At 59.8% G+C, this 21,030-nt stretch carries 17 protein-coding genes; 8 read left to right on the top strand and 9 right to left on the bottom strand.

Translation table 11 applies throughout. From position 1 onward, the window contains the following. The first annotated feature begins 44 nt into the window (after positions 1-44). The 6 genes from mmsA (at position 45) to ACXAIC_RS17715 (ending at position 8,523) form a co-directional block, all read left to right on the top strand. A complete protein-coding gene (mmsA, locus tag ACXAIC_RS17740) occupies positions 45-1,559 on the top strand; it encodes a multiple monosaccharide ABC transporter ATP-binding protein (protein ID WP_475183057.1) in 1,515 nt (504 codons plus the stop codon). 13 nt (positions 1,560-1,572) lie between these two features. Continuing rightward, positions 1,573-2,817 carry a multiple monosaccharide ABC transporter permease gene (gene mmsB, locus ACXAIC_RS17735; protein ID WP_475183054.1) on the top strand — a complete coding sequence of 415 codons (1,245 nt, stop codon included), beginning with the start codon at positions 1,573-1,575 and terminating at the stop codon, positions 2,815-2,817. Positions 2,818-2,821: 4 nt separating this feature from the next. Further along, positions 2,822-3,820, top strand: a complete 999-nt coding sequence (gene araD1, locus ACXAIC_RS17730) for an AraD1 family protein (protein WP_475183052.1) — start codon at positions 2,822-2,824, stop codon at positions 3,818-3,820. 2 nt (positions 3,821-3,822) lie between these two features. After that, positions 3,823-5,565, top strand: coding sequence for an L-arabinonate dehydratase (araD, locus tag ACXAIC_RS17725; protein WP_475183050.1), 1,743 nt, complete (start codon positions 3,823-3,825; stop codon positions 5,563-5,565). After that, positions 5,565-6,488 (top strand): Gfo/Idh/MocA family protein, encoded by a 924-nt coding sequence (locus tag ACXAIC_RS17720; protein ID WP_475183047.1) that lies wholly within the window; start codon positions 5,565-5,567, stop codon positions 6,486-6,488. The genes araD and ACXAIC_RS17720 overlap by 1 nt, the downstream gene beginning before the upstream one ends. 331 nt (positions 6,489-6,819) lie before the next feature. After that, positions 6,820-8,523, top strand: a complete 1,704-nt coding sequence (locus tag ACXAIC_RS17715) for a methyl-accepting chemotaxis protein (protein ID WP_475183044.1) — start codon at positions 6,820-6,822, stop codon at positions 8,521-8,523. Positions 8,524-8,627: 104 nt separating this feature from the next. Here the strand turns inward: ACXAIC_RS17715 and ACXAIC_RS17710 are convergent, their stop codons facing one another. The 7 genes from ACXAIC_RS17710 to ACXAIC_RS17680 all read right to left on the bottom strand — a co-directional run bounded on the left by ACXAIC_RS17710 (position 8,628) and on the right by ACXAIC_RS17680 (position 16,100). After that, the gene (locus ACXAIC_RS17710) at positions 8,628-9,347 is read right to left on the bottom strand and encodes a FadR/GntR family transcriptional regulator (RefSeq protein ID WP_475183038.1); all 720 of its coding nucleotides are present in this window, start codon (positions 9,345-9,347) and stop codon (positions 8,628-8,630) included. Beyond that, entirely contained in the window at positions 9,344-10,333 is a 990-nt protein-coding gene (yjfF, locus tag ACXAIC_RS17705; RefSeq protein ID WP_475183133.1) for a galactofuranose ABC transporter, permease protein YjfF, read from the bottom strand. Before yjfF ends, ACXAIC_RS17710 begins: the two co-directional genes overlap by 4 nt. Then, positions 10,333-11,373, bottom strand: a complete 1,041-nt coding sequence (locus tag ACXAIC_RS17700) for an ABC transporter permease (RefSeq protein WP_475183033.1) — start codon at positions 11,371-11,373, stop codon at positions 10,333-10,335. The genes yjfF and ACXAIC_RS17700 overlap by 1 nt, the downstream gene beginning before the upstream one ends. Continuing rightward, positions 11,373-12,887 (bottom strand): sugar ABC transporter ATP-binding protein, encoded by a 1,515-nt coding sequence (locus tag ACXAIC_RS17695; protein ID WP_475183031.1) that lies wholly within the window; start codon positions 12,885-12,887, stop codon positions 11,373-11,375. The genes ACXAIC_RS17700 and ACXAIC_RS17695 overlap by 1 nt, the downstream gene beginning before the upstream one ends. A gap of 99 nt (positions 12,888-12,986) precedes the next feature. Then, complete coding sequence (gene ytfQ / locus ACXAIC_RS17690) at positions 12,987-13,940, bottom strand: galactofuranose ABC transporter, galactofuranose-binding protein YtfQ (protein WP_475183025.1); 954 nt, start codon at positions 13,938-13,940, stop codon at positions 12,987-12,989. 281 nt (positions 13,941-14,221) lie between these two features. Next, positions 14,222-15,382, bottom strand: a complete 1,161-nt coding sequence (locus ACXAIC_RS17685) for a Gfo/Idh/MocA family protein (protein WP_475183020.1) — start codon at positions 15,380-15,382, stop codon at positions 14,222-14,224. 163 nt (positions 15,383-15,545) lie between these two features. After that, on the bottom strand, positions 15,546-16,100 hold the full coding sequence (locus ACXAIC_RS17680; RefSeq protein WP_475183014.1) for a DUF2585 domain-containing protein: 555 nt from the start codon (positions 16,098-16,100) through the stop codon (positions 15,546-15,548). A 203-nt stretch (positions 16,101-16,303) separates the two neighbouring features. Here ACXAIC_RS17680 and ACXAIC_RS17675 point away from each other — a divergent pair, with 203 nt between their 5' ends. Together ACXAIC_RS17675 and ACXAIC_RS17670 are read left to right on the top strand one after the other, a co-directional pair. After that, positions 16,304-17,905, top strand: a complete 1,602-nt coding sequence (locus ACXAIC_RS17675; protein ID WP_475183010.1) for a peptide chain release factor 3 — start codon at positions 16,304-16,306, stop codon at positions 17,903-17,905. Between the two features lie 476 nt (positions 17,906-18,381). After that, positions 18,382-19,815, top strand: a complete 1,434-nt coding sequence (locus ACXAIC_RS17670; RefSeq protein ID WP_475183006.1) for a GGDEF domain-containing protein — start codon at positions 18,382-18,384, stop codon at positions 19,813-19,815. A 93-nt stretch (positions 19,816-19,908) separates the two neighbouring features. Here ACXAIC_RS17670 and minE read toward each other — a convergent pair whose 3' ends face one another. Then, entirely contained in the window at positions 19,909-20,169 is a 261-nt protein-coding gene (gene minE / locus ACXAIC_RS17665; RefSeq protein WP_475183002.1) for a cell division topological specificity factor MinE, read from the bottom strand. Next, positions 20,166-20,987 carry a septum site-determining protein MinD gene (gene minD / locus ACXAIC_RS17660; protein ID WP_475182997.1) on the bottom strand — a complete coding sequence of 274 codons (822 nt, stop codon included), beginning with the start codon at positions 20,985-20,987 and terminating at the stop codon, positions 20,166-20,168. Before minD ends, minE begins: the two co-directional genes overlap by 4 nt. Between the last annotated feature and the right edge of the window lie 43 nt (positions 20,988-21,030).

The raw sequence follows: 21,030 nt of genomic DNA, 5'->3' as shown, positions 1-21,030 counted from the left end.
AGGCTGCGGGCGGGTCCTTTAGCGCCAGCGGGAGTTTCGGGGTCATGGCACTCCTTTCCATGCAAAATATCAGCAAGTCCTTTCCGGGTGTGAAGGCCCTGGATCGCGTGAACCTGAATGTTCAGGAAGGCGAGATCCATGCGGTTGTCGGTGAAAACGGCGCCGGAAAATCCACCCTCATGAAAGTCCTGTCCGGGGTCTATCCCCACGGGGACTATGAAGGCGATATCGTTTTTGAAGGCGAAACCGCAAAGTTTTCAGGCATTTCCGACAGCGAGCGGAAGGGCATTATCATCATCCACCAGGAACTTGCCCTGGTGCCGGAACTGTCGATTGCCGAGAACATCTTTCTGGGCAACGAATGCGCTGCCAAGGGCATGATCAACTGGCGCGAAACCAACCGGCGCACCGGAGAGCTTCTGGCGAAGGTCGGCCTGCAGGAAGCTCCCACCACAAAGGTGGATTCCATCGGTGTCGGCAAGCAGCAGCTCGTGGAAATCGCCAAGGCGCTGTCCAAGGATGTGAAGCTGCTGATCCTGGACGAGCCGACTGCGGCCCTTCAGGAAAATGACAGCCGCAAGCTTCTGGACCTGATGCTGGAACTCAAGGCCCAGGGCGTCACCAGTATCATCATTTCGCACAAGCTCAACGAAGTGCGTTATGTGGCCGACACGGTCACTGTGATCCGGGACGGCACCACCGTTTCCAATCTGGATGCGGCGGACGGCTTGAGCGAAGACGATATCGTGCGCGACATGGTCGGCAGGGATATGACGCACCGCTATCCCAAACATGAGCGCAGTCCCGGTGAGACCTTGTTGGACGTGTCGGACTGGACTGTCTGGCATCCGGAACACACGGAACGCAAGGTCATCCGCAATGCCTCGTTCACGGTGCGGGCAGGGGAAGTGGTCGGCATTGCGGGCCTTATGGGGTCCGGGCGCACCGAGCTGGCCATGTCCCTGTTCGGCCGCTCCTACGGCCGTAACATTTCCGGGTCTGTGAAACTGCGCGGCCAGCCGATTGACGTGAGCAGCGTCGACCGGGCGATTGCCTCCGGCATTTCCTATGTCACCGAGGACCGCAAGGCGCTCGGTCTGGTGCTGGACGAGACCATCCGCTTCAACACCACGCTGGCCAATCTGGAAGGGGTGTCCTCCGGGTCCATCCTGAAGCGCAATGAGGAAACAAGGGTGGCCGAGGACTACAGGTCCGCGCTGGCGATCAGGACGCCGAGCGTCTTCCAGAAAACGGTCAACCTTTCCGGCGGCAACCAGCAGAAGGTGGTTCTGGCCAAATGGCTGTTCACCTCGCCGGAAGTCCTGATCCTGGACGAGCCGACCCGCGGGATCGATGTCGGCGCGAAATACGAGATCTACACCATCATCAACGACCTGGCAGATCAGGGAAAGGGGGTCGTCATGATCTCCTCCGAAATGCCGGAGCTGCTGGGCATGTGTGACCGGATCTACGTCATGAATGAAGGGGCTCTCGTGGGCGAACTGAACGCCCGGGACGCGAGTCAGGAGCGCATCATGTCGCTCATAGTCAACGAGTGAAAGAGCAAGACCCATGGAACTGGCACAAGGCGACACGCAGGCCGGCCCGGCCCCAAAAACCAAGAGCATCGGCGAGTATCTGTCATCTCATCTGAGACAATACGGTCTGCTGTTTGCATTGATCGCTGTGATGGCGTTTTTCCAGATCGTCACGGACGGCACCTTGCTGCGCGCGGTCAATGTCACCAACCTGCTGTTGCAGAACTCCTATATCATCATCATGGCGCTGGGCATGCTCGTCGTCATCGTTTCGGGCAATATCGACCTGTCGGTCGGTTCGGTGATGGGGTTTATCGGGGCCCTGGCCGCCGTCATGATCGTCAATTTCGATCAGCATGTGCTGGTGACCATCATTGCCTGTTTGGTGGTTGGCGGGCTGATCGGTGCGGCGCAGGGCTATTGGGTGGCCTATTGGAAGATCCCGTCCTTCATCGTGACTTTGGCGGGCATGCTTGTTTTCCGCGGTCTGTCTCTGTGGCTGCTGGAAGGCCAGTCGGTCGGTCCGTTCCCGAAGGAATTCCAGGTGATCGCTACCGGATTTGTTCCGGACATTTTCCCGGCAAGCCTCGGGCAGGGGCTGGCGGAACTGTTCAGCGTGCGCAAGGTCAATGTTCTGGCCCTTGTCACCGGAATTGCCGCCGCCGCTCTTATTGTCTGGATCGGCATGCGCCAGCGGGCCCAGAACAAGGCCTATGGCATTGAGGACGAGCCGTTCAGTTTCTTCGTGGCGCGCACGGTCATTGTTGCCTCCGCGCTGATCTTCGTCATGTTCAAGCTGTCGGTCTTCCGGGGCCTGCCGAATGTGCTGATTACCATGGGCATCCTGACAGTCATCTATGCCTTCATTACGGAAACCACCACCATCGGGCGCCGGATCTACGCGCTTGGCGGCAACCAGAAAGCGGCCAAGCTGTCGGGCATCAAGACCGAGCGGCTGACCTTCCTGGCTTTCACCAATATGGGTGTTCTGGCCGCCGCCGCAGGGCTTGTCTTTGCCGCGCGTCTCAACACCGCCACCCCGAAAGCGGGGTTTGCCCTGGAACTGGATGTGATCGCGGCAGTCTTCATCGGTGGCGCTTCCATGTCGGGCGGTGTCGGCACGATCATCGGCGCGGTGGTCGGGGCGTTCCTGATGGGGGTTCTCAACAACGGCATGTCGATCATGGGCATCGGTATTGATTATCAGCAGATGATCAAGGGGCTGGTGCTGCTCGCCGCCGTTATTTTCGATGTCTACAACAAGAACAAGCAGGGCTGATCCGATGCTTATTTCCCAGATGCTCCACGAGAACGGCTCTGTCGGCGTCGTCATCCGCAATGGCAGCGAAGCCTGTCTTCTGCAAGGTGCTGCCTCCAGCTATGACCTGGTCCTGCGGGCCATTGAAAACGGCCAGACCCTGACCGAGTGCATTCGCGGCCATGCGCTTGGAACCGCTGTCGATCTGGACCGGCTGGCAGACGAGAAGCGTCTGCTTCTGCCGATCCACCATCCGGACAAGGCCCATTTGCACCTGACCGGAACGGGTCTGACCCATCTGGGTTCGGCGGCCACACGGGATGCGATGCATGCGGGAGATCAGCCGGATGCTGACGACCATGTGACTGATTCCATGAAAATGTTCCGCATGGGCCTTGCCGGGGGACGGCCGGATGCGGGCAAAGCGGGCGTGCAGCCGGAATGGTTCTACAAGGGCAATGGCAGCTGCGCCGTTGTCCCCGGCGGTGATCTTGTCAGTCCGGGCTTTTGTGAAGATGGCGGCGAAGAGCCGGAAATTGCAGGCATCTATGTGGTGGCCGGGGACGGCACACCGTTCAGGGTCGGCTTTGCGCTCGCAAACGAATTTTCCGACCATGTGATGGAGCGGCAGAATTACCTCTATCTTGCCCATTCCAAGCTGCGGCCTGCCTCTTTCGGGCCGGAAATGCTTGTCGGGCCGCTGCCGGACAATGTTGAAGGGACAAGCCGGATCCTCCGGGGCGGGGCCGTGGTGTGGGAGAAGCCGTTCCTGTCCGGCGAAGCCAACATGTCCCACACCATTGCCAATCTGGAACACCACCATTTCAAATATGACGTTTTCCGCCAGCCCGGCGATCTGCATGTGCACATGTTCGGAACCGCAACACTCTCCTTTGCGGACGGGATGTCCTGCCGGGAGGGGGACGAGATTGAAATTTCGGCGCCAGGATTCGGTGTGTCTCTTAAAAACCGGCTGACGTTTCAGGCAAGCGATCCCTCAGCCGCGATTGTGAAAGTGCTTTAGGAATGGCGTTCAAACCGGCAGACTGGCCCCGCAAATTGCGTTCCGCCGAATGGTTCGGCGGCACAAGCCGCGATCACATCTACCATCGCAGCTGGATGAAGAACCAGGGTCTGCCGGATGACCTGTTTGACGGGCGGCCGGTGATCGGGATCTGCAACACATGGTCCCAGCTGACGCCGTGCAATGCCCATTTGCGGGATCTGGCGGAGCGGGTCAAACACGGCATCTATGAAGCTGGGGGCTTCCCGCTGGAATTTCCGGTGTTCTCCACTGGGGAAAGCACGTTGCGGCCTACTGCCATGATGTTCCGCAATCTGGCCAGCATGGATGTGGAAGAAGCGATCCGCGCCACCCCGCTGGACGGAGTGGTGCTTCTGGTGGGCTGTGACAAGACAACGCCAGCCCTGTTGATGGGCGCAGCCTCTGTGGACCTTCCGGCGATCGTCGTCACCGGTGGGCCCATGCTGAATGGGTGGTTTCAAGGGGAGCGGGTCGGCTCCGGCACCCATTTGTGGAAATTCTCGGAAGCCGTGAAAGCGGGCGAGATGAGCGGTGAGGAGTTTTTGGAGGCGGAAGTGGCCATGAGCCGGTCGCCGGGCACCTGCAACACCATGGGCACGGCCTCCTCCATGGCCTCCATGGCGGAGGCGCTCGGCATGGCGCTGTCCGGGAATGCGGCCATTCCGGCCGTGGACAGCCGGCGCCGGGTCATGGCGCATCTGTCCGGGCGGCGCATCGTGCAGATGGTCAAGGACGATCTGAAGCCTTCCGACGTGTTGACACGTCAGGCCTTTGAAAACGCGATCCGAACCAATGGGGCGATTGGCGGTTCGACCAATGCCGTGGTCCATCTTCTGGCTATTGCCGGGCGTGTGGGCCTCGATCTCACCCTGGAGGACTGGGACCGGCTCGGGCGAGACATTCCGACCATCGTCAACCTCATGCCGTCGGGCAAATATCTGATGGAGGAGTTTTTCTATGCGGGCGGCCTGCCGGTGGTGCTGCGCCATCTCGGCGAGGCAGGGCTGCTGCACAAGGAGGCGCTGACCGTCTCCGGTCAAACCGCTTGGGAGCAGGTCAAGGATGCACGGAATTGGAACGAGGATGTCATCCTGCCTGCGGAGAAGGCCCTGACCCAGCAGGGTGGAATTGCTGTTCTGAAGGGGAACCTTGCCCCCAGCGGCGCGGTCCTGAAACCGTCTGCGGCATCGCCCCATCTGATGCAACACCGGGGCCGGGCCGTCGTGTTTGAAGACATTGACGACTACAAGGCCCGTATCAATGATGAGGCGCTGGAGATCGACGAGACCTGTGTGATGGTCCTGAAGAATTGCGGCCCCAAAGGCTACCCGGGCCTGTCGGAGGTCGGCAATATGGGCTTGCCGCCGAAGGTCTTGAGACAGGGCATCACCGACATGGTGCGCATTTCCGATGCGCGCATGTCCGGCACAGCCTATGGCACTGTGGTTCTGCACACGACACCGGAAGCGGCCGCAGGCGGACCGCTGGCCGTTGTGCGCACCGGTGACATGATCGAGCTGGATGTACCGGGCCGCAGGCTCCACCTGGATATCCCGGAAGAGGAGCTTAAAGCCCGCCTTGCCGCCTGGACCCCGACCCACGAGGTGCCGCAAAGCGGGTATGCAAGGCTCTATCATGACCATGTCGAAGGGGCAGATACGGGCGCTGACTTTGATTTCCTCAAAGGCTGCCGGGGCTCCGCCGTGCCAAAGGATTCCCACTAATGAGTGAAAAACTGGCCCTGGTTGGCATTGGCAAGATCGCCCGCGACCAGCATCTTCCAGCAATTGCGGACAATCCGGACTGGTCACTTGAAGCGGTGGTGAGCCGCAACGCGGAAGTTCAGGGCGTTGAAAATTACGGATCGCTGGATGCACTTTTGGAACGGCGGCCGGATATCAGCACGATCTCGCTTGCCATTCCGCCGCAGCCAAGGTTCGACTATGCGGCCAAAGCGATAAAGGCAGGCAAGCATGTGATGCTGGAAAAGCCACCGGGCCAAAGCCTGGCAGAGTGTTTCACGCTGGAAGGGCTTGCCCTCAAACAGGGGGTGTCGATCTTCGCAACCTGGCATTCGCGCTACGCAGATTGTGTTCCGGATCTGAAAGCGTGGCTGGCAGTCCGCCGCCTGAAACGGCTGGAGATCACCTGGAAGGAAGATGTGCGCCGCTGGCATCCGGGGCAGGACTGGATCTGGGAGCCAGGCGGCATGGGCGTTTTTGACCCGGGCATCAATGCCCTGTCCATCCTCACGGAAATCTTGCCCCATCCCGTGCATCTGAAAGAGGCAACGCTGGAGGTCCCGGCAAACCGGGCCACGCCGATCGCGGCCAGGCTCAGCTTTGCCGATCCCGGCGGAGCGCAGGTGTCGGCCGCTTTCGACTGGCGCCAGGAAGGGCCGCAAACCTGGGATATTCTTGTGGACACGGATGAGGGCAGTGCAAGGCTATCCCTTGGTGGGGCACGGCTAGACGTTGAGGGAGAACTGGTCCGGCAGGGCGGCGATCATGAATATGCCAATCTCTATGCCCGCATGGCGGATCTGGTTGCATCCAGGCGCAGTGATCTGGATCTGGCTCCCATGATCCATGTGTGTGACGCGCTTGCCCTGGGGCGCCGGGTGACGGCCGACGACTTCCATTTTTGACGTTGGGGCGCGTGTCGCGTTCCTATGTGTTCAAACCGTTTCGTCATTTGCGTTGAGATCCATGATTTCAGGCAGTGAAAGGTGAACCTGATGAAAGGCGACTTGCTCCAAGGGAAGACAGCGAGCCTGGGCGCACAGCTCTTTGCCAGTGGTGATGTGCCTGTTTTCTACAGATTCCCGAAGCGGAAAGCTGATGGGTTTTTGCCGGGGTTGAATAAATTAATCTATTAAATCAATACACTGTAAGAAATATCTAGAATTAATTTTAATTTTTACCAATCGTTAGTTTGGTCCTTTCAACCTCAAGATGTTTCATCAGTTGAGGTGTGAAATGAGAATCCTGCAAGACATCAGCATTTCTGCGCGCCTGACGATTGGATTTGCATTCGTATTGATTTTGGCTGTTCTGATCGCAGGCTACGGTATTCATGAAGTCAATGGCGTAAACGCCAACCTGAGCGAAGTGAATGACGTCAACAGCGTCCGCCAGCGCCAGGCCATCAACTTCAGGGGCAGCGTCCATGACCGCGCCATCGCCTTGCGCGATGTGGTTCTGGTCTCATCGGACAAGGAGCTTGAGGAGGCACTGACCGATATTGCCCGGCTGGAAGCGTTCTATGCCAAGGCCGCTGCCGTCATGAGCAAGATCCTCAAACCGGGCGACATGTCCGCAGCGGAAGACTTGAAGATCCTGGGCAGCATCAACGATATCGGGGCCCATACAATGCCCTTGATTGCGAAGGTGATTGCCTTTCGCAAGGCGGGGCAGATCTCTGAAGCCCAGACGCTTTTGATGGCCGAGGCCCGGCCCGCCTTTGTCATCTGGCTTAAGCGGATCAACCAGTTTATCGACCTGCAGGAAGCCAAGAACCATGCCATTGGCGTGGAGGTGAACCGGGTCATTGAAGGGCTTCAGGTGCTGATGGCAACCATCTGCGGCATTGCAGTGGTGATCGGCAGTGCGGTTGCCTATTGGTGTCTGAGGCCGGTCCGGCTTCTGCCCAATCTGGCCGGGACGGTTAAAAAGCTGGCCGAAGGGGATTTGTCGGTTGAGGTGCCCCAAGCACGGGGCCAGGATGAAGTTGGCGAGATTTTACGGGCCACAGCCATCTTCAAGCAGACTGCCCTGGAAACCGGGTGCCTGCGCGAAGAGCAAGCCTTGCAGGCAGACCGGGCCGAAGCGGAAAAACGGGAAGAGATGAGTGCGCTGGCCTCGAGTTTTGAGGACACTGTGGGGGGCATTGTCGGGGATGTCCTGAGCGCGGCCGAACAGCTGTTCCAGGATGCAGAAGCCATGTCTGCGGTTGCCAATGAGGCGAGCGAGGAAGTGGTTGCAGCCACCTCGGCGGCTGAGCAGGCGTCTGGAAATGTGAAAACCGTGGCCGCTGCCGCAGAGGAACTGTCGGCCAAGATCCTGGATGTATCGAAGCAGATTTCCGATGCCTCGGATCTGTCCAATGCGGCCGCGGACGAAACCCAGAGCACGACCCAGGCTGTTCACAAATTGAGCGAAGTCGTGTCAAAAGTGGCGGCGGTGACCAATCTTATTCAGGCGATTGCCGAGCAGACCAATCTTCTGGCCCTCAACGCCACCATCGAGGCGGCACGGGCCGGGGAGGCCGGCAAGGGCTTTGCAGTCGTGGCCTCCGAGGTCAAGCAGCTTGCTGAACAGACCTCGAAGGCAACGGATGAAATCAAGACGCAGATAGAGGAAATTGAGCAGGCGTCCGGCCATTCCGTTGAGGCGGTTGAAAAGATTGCAGAATCTGTTCAGAAGATAAGCGCCCTGGCCCAGACCGTGGCGGCCTCTTCGGAAGAGCAGGGTGGCGCCACGCGGATGATCGCCAAAAGCGCCTGTGAAGCCTCTCAAGGCACCCAGCTGGTCACCGGCAGCGTCGGCAAGGTGGCTGAGGCGGCACAGGAAACCCAGCGGACCTGCAGCGGGGTGCGTCTTGCAGCCGACAAGCTGACAGAGCGCGCCCGCGTGCTTCAGGACGGGGTCGGGGCTTTTCTCACGCAGGTCCGCGCGGCTTGACCCGCCTGCAATATGCTCCTGCTGCGCGCCTGATATGCGCTTCGGCAGACCGGCGGAGTGCCGGTTTGCCATGGGTTTTCAAGAGGATGGGATAAGGGCGTTGGTTATGTCTGAAGTTCCGCGCGGCGGCCTTCAAGAATGACATGTTCCATCGCCTTGGCAGCAGCGGCCGCGTCTCCGGCGGTGATGGCGGTGACAATGGCCCGGTGGCGGGCGACAAATTCTCTGGCTTCCTGATCATTGCGCTCATTGGCCTCGGCGACAAACAGCGAATAGAGCGCTGCCTGAACCAGATCACCAAGCGACTGGAGAAACCGGTTTCCGGATAGTTTCAGGATCAGCTTGTGAAATTCCAGATCCGCAATGGCGATAGCGGCCCGGTCTTCTCCGCGAGCCAGGTTGTCACACAGTCTGGACAAGGCAACGCAATCCGCATCGCTGGCCCGGCGGGCGGCCTGACTGGCTGCGGCCGGTTCGAAAATCAGCCGGATCTCGAACAGTTCTTCCAGATAGGGGTGGGCATTTTTCAAGGCCGCGTGCCAGCGCAGCACATCCGGGTCAAACATATGCCAGCCGGTGGCCGGCCGGACATGGGTGCCTACCTTCGCCTTGGACTGGATCAGCCCTTTGGCAATCAGCGTCTTCTTGGCCTCCCGCACGACGGTGCGGGAGACGTTGAACATCTCGCAGATATCCGGGTCGAGCGGAATCATCGTCTCGGGAGGATACTCTCCCGCAACGATGGCCTTGCCAAGCTGTTCGACAACCTGATCGGTCTGGTTGCCGATTTGGTTGCCCAGTCCGCCGGTTGTGACGAAGGTCATGAGTGCGCGGCGAACGCGATCGCTGGTTTTTGGCGGAGTGTCGTTGCCCAAGTGAGACCCTTCTGCAGCAATATGAAGCCGAAAAGCAGACATCCGATGACGATCTTGGTCCACCAACTCGACAAGGTACCGTCGAAAACAATAAATGTTTGTATCAAGCCCATGATCAAGATGCCAAAGAAGGTTCCGGCAACAAAGCCCCGGCCACCGGTCAAAAGCGTGCCTCCGATAACCACAGCGGCGATGGCATCCAGTTCCACCCCGACGGTGGCCAGCGAATACCCGGCTGAGGTGTAGAGCGAAAAGACGATCCCGGCGAGACCGGCCAGCCCCCCGGAAACCGCATAGATGCCGATGGTGGTGGTCGCCAGTGGCACGCCCATGAGCTTTGCCGTCGAAAGGCCTCCGCCGATTGCGTAGATATTCTGGCCGAACCGGGTCCGGCGGGAGATGACAATCCCGGCCACAAACACCAGCAGCATGATCAGGCCGGTCAGGCGGAAACGGCCACCGCCCGGAGCCTTCCAGTAGAGTGACTGAAGAGTGTCATAAAATTCGTGGGTGATCGGTACACTTTCCGTCGACAGGACATAGGCGGCCCCACGGGCAAGGAACATGCCCGCAAGGGTCACGATAAAGGGGGGCATGTCCAGATAGTGGATCATCGCCCCCATGGCCGCGCCGAAAGCAATCGTGATGACCAGCACCAGGGCAAAGGCGGCCAGCGGATGGATGGATGTGTCGCGCAGGATCACGGCCAGAAACACACCGGTAAAGGCGATGACGGAGCCCACGGACAGATCGATCCCGCCGGACAGGATGACGAAGGTCATGCCGACGGCGGCAATGCCGAGAAAGGCATTATCGGTCAGAAGGTTGGCGAAGACCCGGGTCGACAGCATCGACGGGTACTGCCAGGCGCAGAGGCTGTAGGCGAGCACGAACGTGGCAATGGTCACCAGAAGCGGGAGGTGGGTCGAGCGGATCATTGCGTGCTTTCCTTCGCGTCTGAAACGGAGTCGGAGGGCAGCGGCGGGGCGGACGCGCGCAGGATATAAAGCGCGTGTTTGACCGTCGGCGACTGGAGAATGAGAATGGCGATGATGATCAGCGCCTTGATCACCAGATTGAACTCCGGCGGCAGGCCGGACAGAAGGATGACCGAATTCACCGACTGGATGATCAAGGCGCCGATGAGCGAGGCGAGAATGGAAAACCGTCCGCCGAGCAGGGAATTGCCGCCGATCACGACCGCCAGAATGGCGTCCAGCTCCAGCCACAACCCGGCATTGTTCGCATCTGCCCCCTTGATGTCGGCAGCAACGATGACACCGGCCAGTGCGGCACAGAACCCGGAAATCAGATAGACGGACAAGATGAGGACACGGCTGTTGATCCCGGCCAGACGGGAGGAGCTTTCATTGATGCCGATGGCCTCAATCAGCATGCCGAGAGCGGTCCGGCGCACCAAGGCGGTCACAAGACAGCCAAGAACCAGCCAGATCAGGATGGGAGTGGGCAGGCCGAAGACAGTGCCGGCGCCCAGATGGATCAGGCCCGGATTGACGAATGTCAGGATTGTGCCTTCGGTCACCAGCTGGGCGATGCCCCGGCCCGCCACCATCAGCACAAGCGTTGCCACAATGGGCTGAATGCGCAGGAAAGCCACCAGAAAACCGTTCCAGATCCCGCACAAGGTGCCGGTTGCAAGGGCGCCCGCAAGCGCGGTCTGCCAGGACTGGCCATCCGTGACGAGGGAGGCGGCCACCGCTCCGGCAATGGCCATCACCGCGCCGACCGACAGGTCGATCCCGCGCGTGGCAATGACCAGCGTCATGCCGATGCACAGGAGTGCGGTGGGCGCGCCCCGGTTCAGCACATCAACCAGATTGCCGAAAAGCCGGCCGTTCTGGAATTCGATCTTGAAGAAATCCGGAAAGACCAGAACGTTCAGGACCAGCACGGCTGCAAGGATGATCAGTTGCGGTGCGAGGCGTTTGAGGCTTGAAGACAGCTGAGTGGGCATCAAACGACCTCTTCCCAGGTTTCGTCGGCAATCGCGCTGACAATATTGGCTGGCGTGATGTCGTCGCCCTGCAATTCGCCCACCTGGCGACGGTCGCGCAAGACAATGACACGGGTGGAATAGGCAACCAGTTCCTCAAGTTCTGAAGAGGCCACCAGCAGGGCCATGCCGTCTTCCCTGAGCTGCTCGATCAGGGCGATAATTTCCGCATGAGCGCCAACATCAATGCCCCGTGTCGGTTCGTCCAGGATGAGAAAGGACGGGTTGGTGGCCAGCCAGCGGGCGAGCAGCGCCTTTTGCTGATTGCCACCGGACAAAAGCCGGATCGGCATGTCCAGGCTGGCAAGGCGGATGTCGAGGGCCCGCACATAGGCTTCAGCCAGTTCATCGACTTTCGCCTTGGGCAGCGGCCGGAACCAGCCTTGGCGGGCCTGAAGGGCCAGCACGATATTTTCCCGAACCGAAAGGTCTCCGACAATGCCGTCATTCTTCCGGTCTTCCGGACACAGTGCGAAGCGGTGCCCGATGGCCTCCTGAGGGCTGCGCAGCGCGATCTTGCGGCCTTCCAAAAGGGCTTCGCCCTGGTCCGCCTGAATGGCGCCAAACACAAGACTGGCCGTTTCCGTGCGGCCAGAGCCCAGCAGGCCAGCCAGACCGACAACCTCGCCCTTGCGGATCGTCAGGTCGAAAGGCTCAATCACGCCGCGGCGGCCGAAATCCTTTAGCTGGATCAGAGTGTCTCCCGCGGCGGCGGGGGGGCGGTCATGAATCCGGTCTTCCAGCTGGCGGCCGAGCATCAAAGTGACGATGTCGGTCTGGCTGGTTTCGGCCAATTTGCGCGTGCCGATGACCCGGCCATTGCGCAAGATCGTCGCCCGGTCGCAAATCTCAAAGACCTGGTCGAGAAAATGGGTGATGAAGACAATGGCAAGGCCACGGGCCTTGAGTTTTTCGATCACCGAAAACACCAGCGCGACCTCGTCCCGGTCGAGACTGGCGGTCGGTTCATCCAGGATCAGCACCTTGCCGGACAGTTCCACGGCCCTGGCAATGGCCACCACCTGTTGAACGGCGACCGAATAGGCCGACAACGGGTCGGCCGGGTTCAGGTCCAGTCCGAACTCGGCCAGAAGGTCGCGCGCCATGGTCAGCATCCGGCGCTGGGCAATCAGGCCCCGCGTCACGGGCTGGCGGCCAAGAAAGAGGTTTTCGGCAACGCTCAAATTCGGCAGCAGATTGACTTCCTGATAGACTGTGCCGATGCCCAGCTTCTGGCTGTGTTCCGTGCTGCGCGGCGCAATCTCCTGGCCGTCCAGGAGAATGGTTCCACCGTCGCGCCGGTAGGCGCCGGTCAGGCATTTGATCAGGGTTGATTTTCCGGCCCCGTTTTCCCCCAAAAGGGCATGGACTTCACCGGGATAAAGCGTCAGATCGACGGCATCCAGCGCAATGGCGCCGGGAAAGAATTTGGAAATGCCCTTGCAATTCAGCAAAGGGGTTGGCGCGCTGGCCATGGGTGGGCTCCCCCGGAAAGTCCGTTTTCTTTGCTTTTGGTCTGGCACGCCAGAGGTGCGTGCCGGGCGGGAGGCCTGCCCGGCACGCGCAATCCCGGATCAGTATCCGAGATCTTTTTTCATCTCGTAGATGGCCTTGTTGTCATCCTTGAGTGTGTAGAGCTTGGACTCGGTCTGAATCCACTTCGGTGGTACGGTGCCGTCCGCCAGATAGGCTTCGAGGGCATCCAGCGCCGGGCCCGCCATGTTCGGCGTCAGCTCGATGGTGGCATTGGCTTCGCCATTGGCCATGGCCAGGTGAATGTCCGGCACGGAATCGATCGAGACGATCTTGATGTCCTGTCCCGGTTTCAGACCGGCTTCCTTGATGGCCTGAATGGCGCCAACGGCCATGTCATCATTGTGGGCATAAAGGGCACAGATGTTCTCGCCGCCAAGCGCTTTGAGGAAGCTTTCCATGACAACCTTGCCCTGGCTGCGGGTGAAGTCGCCGGTCTGGCTGCGGACAATCTTCAGATTGTCATTCCCGGCAATGCCCTCCTCAAAGCCTTTCTTCCGGTCAATCGCCGGAGATGACCCGGTGGTGCCCTGAAGTTCGACAATGTCGCATTGTTGTCCGGCCACTTCCTCGGCCAGCCACTTTCCGGCGACCCGGCCTTCATGCACCAGATCCGATGTCACTGCCGTCATGTAAAGATCGTCAGAGGCATCGACGGTCCGGTCCAGCAGAATGACCGGGATTTCCGCATCCTTGGCTTCTTCCAGAACCTCGTCCCACCCGGTTGCCACAACCGGCGCCATTAGGATCGCGTCCACGCCTTGCGCGATGAACGAGCGGATGGCCTTGATCTGGTTTTCCTGCTTTTGCTGGGCATCTGCGAATTTCAGTGTGATGCCGCGTTTTTCAGCTTCCTGTTTGGTCACCGTTGTTTCCGCAGCCCTCCAGCCGGACTCAGATCCGATCTGAGAAAAACCGATGGTCAGGTCGCCGGCCAGGGCGCTTGCCGGAACAAGCGCCATCGCTCCGGCAACAAGCATTGCCTTGAGTTTCATAGTCTCCTCCACAAGGTATTTTATCCTCACGGAAATTATTAAGTATTACTTTATTACTTTTGTAAAGCGGGTTTGTGTCCCTAGTCGGAGGAGGTAATGCAACCTTCTGATAAAAATGAGGAAAACGGTATCAAAGATGTTCTGCGAATAGGTCTTTTGCCGTCTTCGCGGGCTGCGGGCAGGATCCGAAACGCGGTCTACCGGGCCGGTTTTACGCCCGCCCCGGCGTCTTCTCAGGTGTAAAAACATGGGGTGCCGGAGCGCCCGGCAGACCCGGTTTCCTAGTTTTCCAGTTTCACCCAGGCAGCATTCTTTGCCGAGGACCGGACGCAGGCGTCGATGAAGCGCATACCGGCGAGCCCGTCTGAAATATCCGGCACGAGATGGGGGATCTTTTTGCCGGTCTGATGGGCCCGGATGGCATCGGCCGCGTCCTTGTATAGATTGGCAAAGCCCTCAAGATAACCTTCCGGATGGCCCGGTGGGATGCGGGTGGCCCCCGCGACACTCTCCAGCATGCCGGCGCCCCCCCTTGTCACGATGCGCTTCGGCTCGCCGAACGGCGTGACATATAGATGGTTCGGGTGCTCCTGGTGCCACTCCAGGCCGCCCTTGTCCCCATAGACCCGGATCTTGAGATTGTTCTCGTTGCCGGGCGCGACCTGGGAACACCAGAGCATCCCACGGGCTCCGCTGGCAAAGCGCAGCATGACATGGGCATTGTCATCCACCTGACGGCCCGGCACGAAGGATTGCAGATCGGCGGCAAGGCTCTCGGCGGATTGGCCGGTGATGAAACAGGCCAGATTATAGGCATGTGAGCCGATGTCCCCGGTCGAGCCGCCTGCGCCGGAGCGGGCCGGGTCGGTGCGCCATTCAGCCTGCTTGTTGCTTTGCGCGATGGTCAGCCAGTCTTGCGGATATTCCACCTGAACGACCCGGAGGGTGCCGAGATCACCGTTTTGCACCATTTCGCGCGCCTGCCGGACCATGGGATAGCCGGTGTAATTGTGGGTGAGGAAAAAAAGCGCGCTGGAGCTTTCCGCTGCCTTGGCCAGCTTTTTGGCATCGGGCAGGGTGGAGGTCAGGGGCTTGTCGCAGATGACATGAATGCCGCGTTTCAGAAATTCCCGCGCGGCCGGATAGTGCACATGGTTCGGCGTGACAATGGCCACCGCCTCAATCCCGTCCTTCAACCTTGCCTCGCGCTTGGCCATGTCTGCAAAAGAGGCGTAGATGCGATCTTCCCTCAGGCCAAGGGCACGGCCCGATTCCAGGGCCTTTTCCGGGGTGGAGGACAGGGCGCCTGCCACCAGCTCGTAGCGTCCATCCAGCCGGGCTGCGATCCTGTGGACCGCGCCGATAAAAGCATCCTTGCCGCCGCCGACCATACCAAGGCGGATCGGGCGGGTCTGCTGGCTCTCTTGTGCGGTGTTCCCCATAATACTCCTCCATATGCCCCCCGCGTTGTCCGGGGGTTTACAAGACTGTAATCGATTACATCGATACCTCGAAACCACGTCCCGAAAAAGATCCCGGACCCATTTTTGCCTCCGGCGGCCCGGAATGGGCTGCCGGGCCGGATGAAAAACAGGCGCAGATGGGTCATCCGCCCTGCCAGGTTTTGACCGCCTCAAGCGGATAGACCAGCATCAGCACATTCAGCGTCAGATTGTCCCGGATGACCCAGAGGGCCAGAAGTTCGAAAGCAATGGCGGTCAGGACCGTGAGCCAGACTGGCACGCGCCATGCAAAGAAGAACCCGGCCAGCATCCATATAATGTCGAATACCGAATTGAGCACGCTGTCGCCGGTATAGGTGGCGGCAATGGTGGCCTCCCGGTAGCGGTCGATGATCCAGGGGCTGTTTTCAACGATTTCCCAGGCCGCTTCGAGCAGGATCGCCCCAAGCGCCCGCTCGCCCACGAAGCGGTGGCGGAGCACCAGCCAGAACAGGCCGTAAAAAAGAAAGCCGTGAATGATATGGGAGAAGGTGTACCAGTCGGCAATGTGCTGGGAGGACCCGGCCAGATCGTCTGCGGGTGTCCAGAACAGCACATAGCCGCAGGAGCAGACCGGGATACGGCCCATGGCCAGAAGCAGGGCAGCGGTTGCGGCGATCATGAGGAGGCCGGTGAGGAGGCAGGCGGTGCGGCTCAAGACGCTCTCCTATGGTTATGGGCCCATCCGGATCCGGCCCGGGGCGAGGGCGGAGATTCTATGCTGGAAATTCAGCCGGTTTCTCTCTATGACCTTGCGCCAACGAAACATCAATCCATCCGGCCCTCAAGAGTGCTGCTGCGCACCGGTTTCAACCGCCGAGAGTGCGCAGGCCCGCCGGAACAACGGATCAGGAGACACCCATGGCAGGCCCAAACGGCGCGGCGCCCTATCAGGTCCGGCGCACCTTCGCGATCATTTCCCACCCGGATGCCGGTAAGACAACCTTGACGGAAAAGCTGCTCCTTTCGGGGGGCGCGATCCGCACGGCCGGGCAAGTGCGCGCGCGCGGCGAGCGCCGCCGGGCCCGCTCCGACTGGATGAAGATCGAGCAGGAACGCGGCATTTCCGTTTCGTCCTCTGTCATGACTTTCGAGCGCAAGGGCATCATCTACAATCTGCTCGACACGCCGGGCCATGAGGACTTTTCCGAAGACACCTACCGCACGCTCACCGCCGTGGATGCGGCAATCATGGTGATTGACGCGGCCAAGGGCATCGAGACCCAGACCCGCAAGCTTTTTGAAGTCTGCCGCCTGCGCGACATTCCGATCATCACCTTCGTCAACAAGATCGACCGGGAAGGGCGCCACGCCCTGGAAATCCTGGATGAAGTGCAGGAAGCACTGGCGCTGGATGTCTCGCCGCAGACTTGGCCTGTGGGCATGGGCTCCGATTTCTTTGGGGTGTATGACTGGCAGCAGAAGAAATTCCATACTTCCGAGGGCGAGCGGGGCGGAGCCTATGCCGAGACCAAGGACGTGTCGGGTCTTGAGGATGAAATGCTGACCGGTACGGTCTTCGACCGGATCATGGAAGAGCTGACTGAGAATGTGGAGCTTGGCGCGGAAGGCTATGCGGAATTCGACCGGGACAGCTTTCTGGAAGGTCATTTGACACCGGTCTTTTTCGGCTCGGCCCTCAGAGATTACGGCATTGAGGAAGTGCTTGATTTCATCGCCGCCTTTGCCCCGCCGCCCCATTCCCAGCCGGCCACCGGCGGGCGCACTATCATGCCCCAGGAAGACAAGGTCACCGGCTTTGTCTTCAAGGTTCAGGCCAATATGGACCCCAAGCACCGGGACAGGATTGCTTTTGTGCGCCTGTGTTCAGGCACGTTCAAGCGGGGCATGAAGCTGAAACATGTGCGTGCTGGCAAACAGATCGCGGTGTCCGCGCCGATCTTTTTCTTTGCCGAAGAGCGTGAGATTGCCGATCTCGCCTATCCGGGCGATGTGATCGGCGTGCCCAACCACGGCCAGTTGCGCGTGGGCGACACGTTGACCGAGGGCGAGAACATTCACGTCACTGGCCTGCCAGCCTTTGCCCCGGAAATCCTGCGCCGGGTGCGCCTGTCCGATACGATGCGGGTCAAGCAGATGCGCCAGGGCCTGCAGGATCTGGCTGAAGAAGGCTTGGTTCAGATCTTCAAGCCGGATCTGGGTTCCAACTGGATTGTCGGCGTGGTCGGCGCCCTGCAGCTGGATGTGGTTGTGGACCGTCTGAAAGCGGAATATGGCACGGAAATCGGTTTTGAGGCCGTGCCCTATACCACCGCCCGCTGGATTGAGACCGACAGCCAGACCCTGCAGACGATCATCGAAGGCCACCGCATGTCGGTTGCCAATGACCGGGACGACAAGCCGGTGTTCTTGTTCAAGAACGCCTGGGAAATCGGTCACATCACCGAAAAATTCCCCGATGTGACCTTCCGCGAGACGCGGGAGATCGTCTACGAGGCGTGAGCCGCCTTGCTCGCTCTCCTGCGAACGCAAGGTGACGATGCGCCGGACAAGGCATCTGTCCGGCGTGCCTGCCGCCAAGCCACCTCTGTCCGGGGCTGAGGGCATGCGCGTTTCAGTTCAACTGCAGTCTGCCGTTTTTCTTTGGCGTTGAACGCCCTGGTGACGGGCAGTGACAGGAAAAACCGCTGAAAATCGATTTTCTCTTGGAAGAGCAGTTGCACGATGGAGGTATCGCAAGAACTGACGATGATAAATTTCTGAATTTTCCGGTGGGAACTGATTGCAACGAGCCGATACCGCAACTTAATTTATCAAATTTTCTTGTAACTCTCTCTTATTGCTGACCTTTGTACGTTGAATTCACTTTTTTCTCCTCTACGATAGGGCTGTCTCTGTCGCGTGTTCGGAGAAACATGAAGGCAATCAGAAACAGGTTGGGCTCTGCGTCCGGGGCCGCCAGACGTAAGGACGATGACGTGAGTGTGCCTCACAGGGCCAGCGCTGAAGAGCGGGCCGCCGAAGTCCGGAAATTGTCGCGGCCCTTCTGGGCGACTGTCGCGATCGGCGGGTTCAGCCTGCTGGCGGTGGTCATGTTGCTTGCCTGGTTTCTGGATCAGAGCATCATCCGCACATCCGAGCAGATCTTCCGGTCCGTTCTGCGTGACCGGACCGAGCGTCTTGAACAGCTGGCGAAAAACCATGCCCAGTTGAGCGGCGCGGTTGTGGACCTCGCCGCCGCCGCGGATATGGACTGGGCAGATACCGCCTTGTCCGATGCCAACCAGTATGATTTTCAGGTCGACGCGATCCATGTGCTGACCGGCGCGAACCATCCAATGGTCAATCTCGTAGACGGCAAGGCGGCAGTGAGCGTTCTGGAGGACCGCTACGGACCGCAGATCAAGGATCTGATTGCCCGGGCGCGCGTTGCGCGCCCAAGAGAACCGCCCGCACCGGTAAGTGGCCTGATCGGCACTCTCCCGTCTTTGCATCTGGTGAGCGCTGTTGTCATGTCGGAGACACGGGACGGCGTTTCTGAAGTGACAGACCATGTTCTTGTCTTTGGGCAGACCGTTGGGGACAGGTTTTTGAACGAAATCGCCCGGAAGTATCAGCTGCCGGGGTTGCATCTGTCCACTGCCTCTCCGGGGCCGCAGCAGGCCGGGCTCAGGGTTGGCCCCTTGGGCGATGGCAAGACGAGATATTTTATCTGGTCGCCCGCGCTGCCGGGCCAGCGCCTGCTGCCGCTTCTCGGTGTAGGGGTTCTGATTGTCTATGGCTGTATGTATCTGACTGCGCGCATGTTTTTCCGCAGCGCCGCCGACCTGGTCAAGGCGCTTGCGGAAGCCAAGTTTCAGGCGGAACAGACTCGCGAGATGCTTGCAGAGCAGGTGCGCCAGGATCCGTTAACCGGGCTGGGCAACCGGCGGTATCTGGATGAAAAGCTGGAAGAGCTGGATCAGGCCCCGGTGCCTCCAGCAGGCCACGCGCTGCTTTTTCTGGATCTCGACCGTTTCAAGGGCATCAACGACACCCATGGACATGAGATCGGGGATGAGGTTCTGCGCTATGTCGGCAAGTGCCTGTCAGCCCTGGCCCGGGAGGCGGACACGGTCCTGCGCCTTGGTGGAGACGAATTCATTGTGATTTTCGGGGACGCCGGTAAAGACCGGATTCTGGCCTCTGCGCGGGCCATCCTTGAGCAGCTCAATCGGGATGTGACCTTGAGAGGGGTTCCGCTCGAACTTGGAGCCAGTGTCGGCGTGGCCTTTTCTCCCAATCCGACGCAGCTGCTCCGGCAGGCGGATATGGCGCTTTATGCGGCAAAACGGCAGGGGCGGGGCCAGGTTTCTGTCTATTCTGGAGACTTTCTTGAACAGGACAGCATTTTTGCCGCAGACTCATCCTGAGCACGCCATCAGGGCGCTGGACGAGCGGGCCTCCGAGCAGAACGAACCGGCCCATAGGCCGGTTCATGGACTGTTTTCAGGGGGGCTTGGAGCTCAGGACGCCTTGGCGGCCGGCAGCTCTATATCAATGCCCAGTGTGGTGACATCGCCCGTGCGGTCCATTTCCAGACGGACCGAATCCGGATCGATTTCCACCCGCTTAGCGACAACCGCCAGAATGTCTTCGCGCAGGCTCGAAATCAGGACAGCGTCGGTGCCGTCATCGGCCCGTTCATGCGCCAGAAGAATTTGCAGCCGGTTCTTGGCAACAGAGGCAGTTTCGCCTCTTTTGCCAAAGAGGCTCATGATGTTCATGCAGCCCTCCCTTTGAAGAGCTTGCCCAGAAGCCCCTTCTTCTCCTCAGGGATGGTTACGGGGATGTTTTCCCCCAGAAGCCGCCGTGTGGCTTCCGTATAGGCCTTGGCCGGGGCAGAGTTCTCGTCGGACAGGGTCACCGGCAAGCCCACGTTGGAGGCTTTCAAAACGTCCTTGCTTTCCGGAACGACACCGATCAGCGGAACGGAGAGAATGTCCACCACATCGTCAGTGGCCAACATGTCGCCAGTCTTGGCCCGATCCAGGTCATAGCGGGTGATCATCAGATGCTTGGGCATCCGGCCGCCGTCTTCGGCAACCTTGGTCTTGGCATCCAGAAGACCGATGATCCGGTCACAGTCACGCACGGAAGAGACTTCCGGATTGGACACGATGATCGCCTCATCCGCATGGCGCATGGCCAGCGTGGCGCCGCGTTCGATCCCGGCAGGACTGTCGCAGATGATCCAGTCGAAATACATGCGCAGTTCGCTGATCACGCTGGCGACGCCTTCTTCGGTCAGGGCGTCCTTGTCCCGGGTCTGGGACGCGGGCAGAAGGTAGAGGTTGTTCAGCTTCTTGTCGCGCACAAGGGCCTGTTTGATGGACGCTTCGCCGCGCACCACATTGACAAGGTCGAACACAACCCGGCGCTCGGCGCCCATGATCAGATCAAGATTGCGTAGCCCGACGTCGAAATCGATTGCGCAGACCTGATACCCTTCTTTGGCCAGCGCCGAGGCAATAGCGGCGGTGGTGGTTGTTTTGCCCACACCTCCTTTGCCAGACGTGACCACAACGACAGTGGCGTTGCTCATGGTGTTCGTCCCATTTTGTATTTGGCTCCGGCCCCAGTTCTTG

Source organism: Roseibium sp. AWQ4_254 (assembly GCF_056161025.1).
The sequence above is the reverse complement of the archived record's forward strand: the minus strand, read 5'-3'. Positions and strand labels throughout refer to the sequence as shown.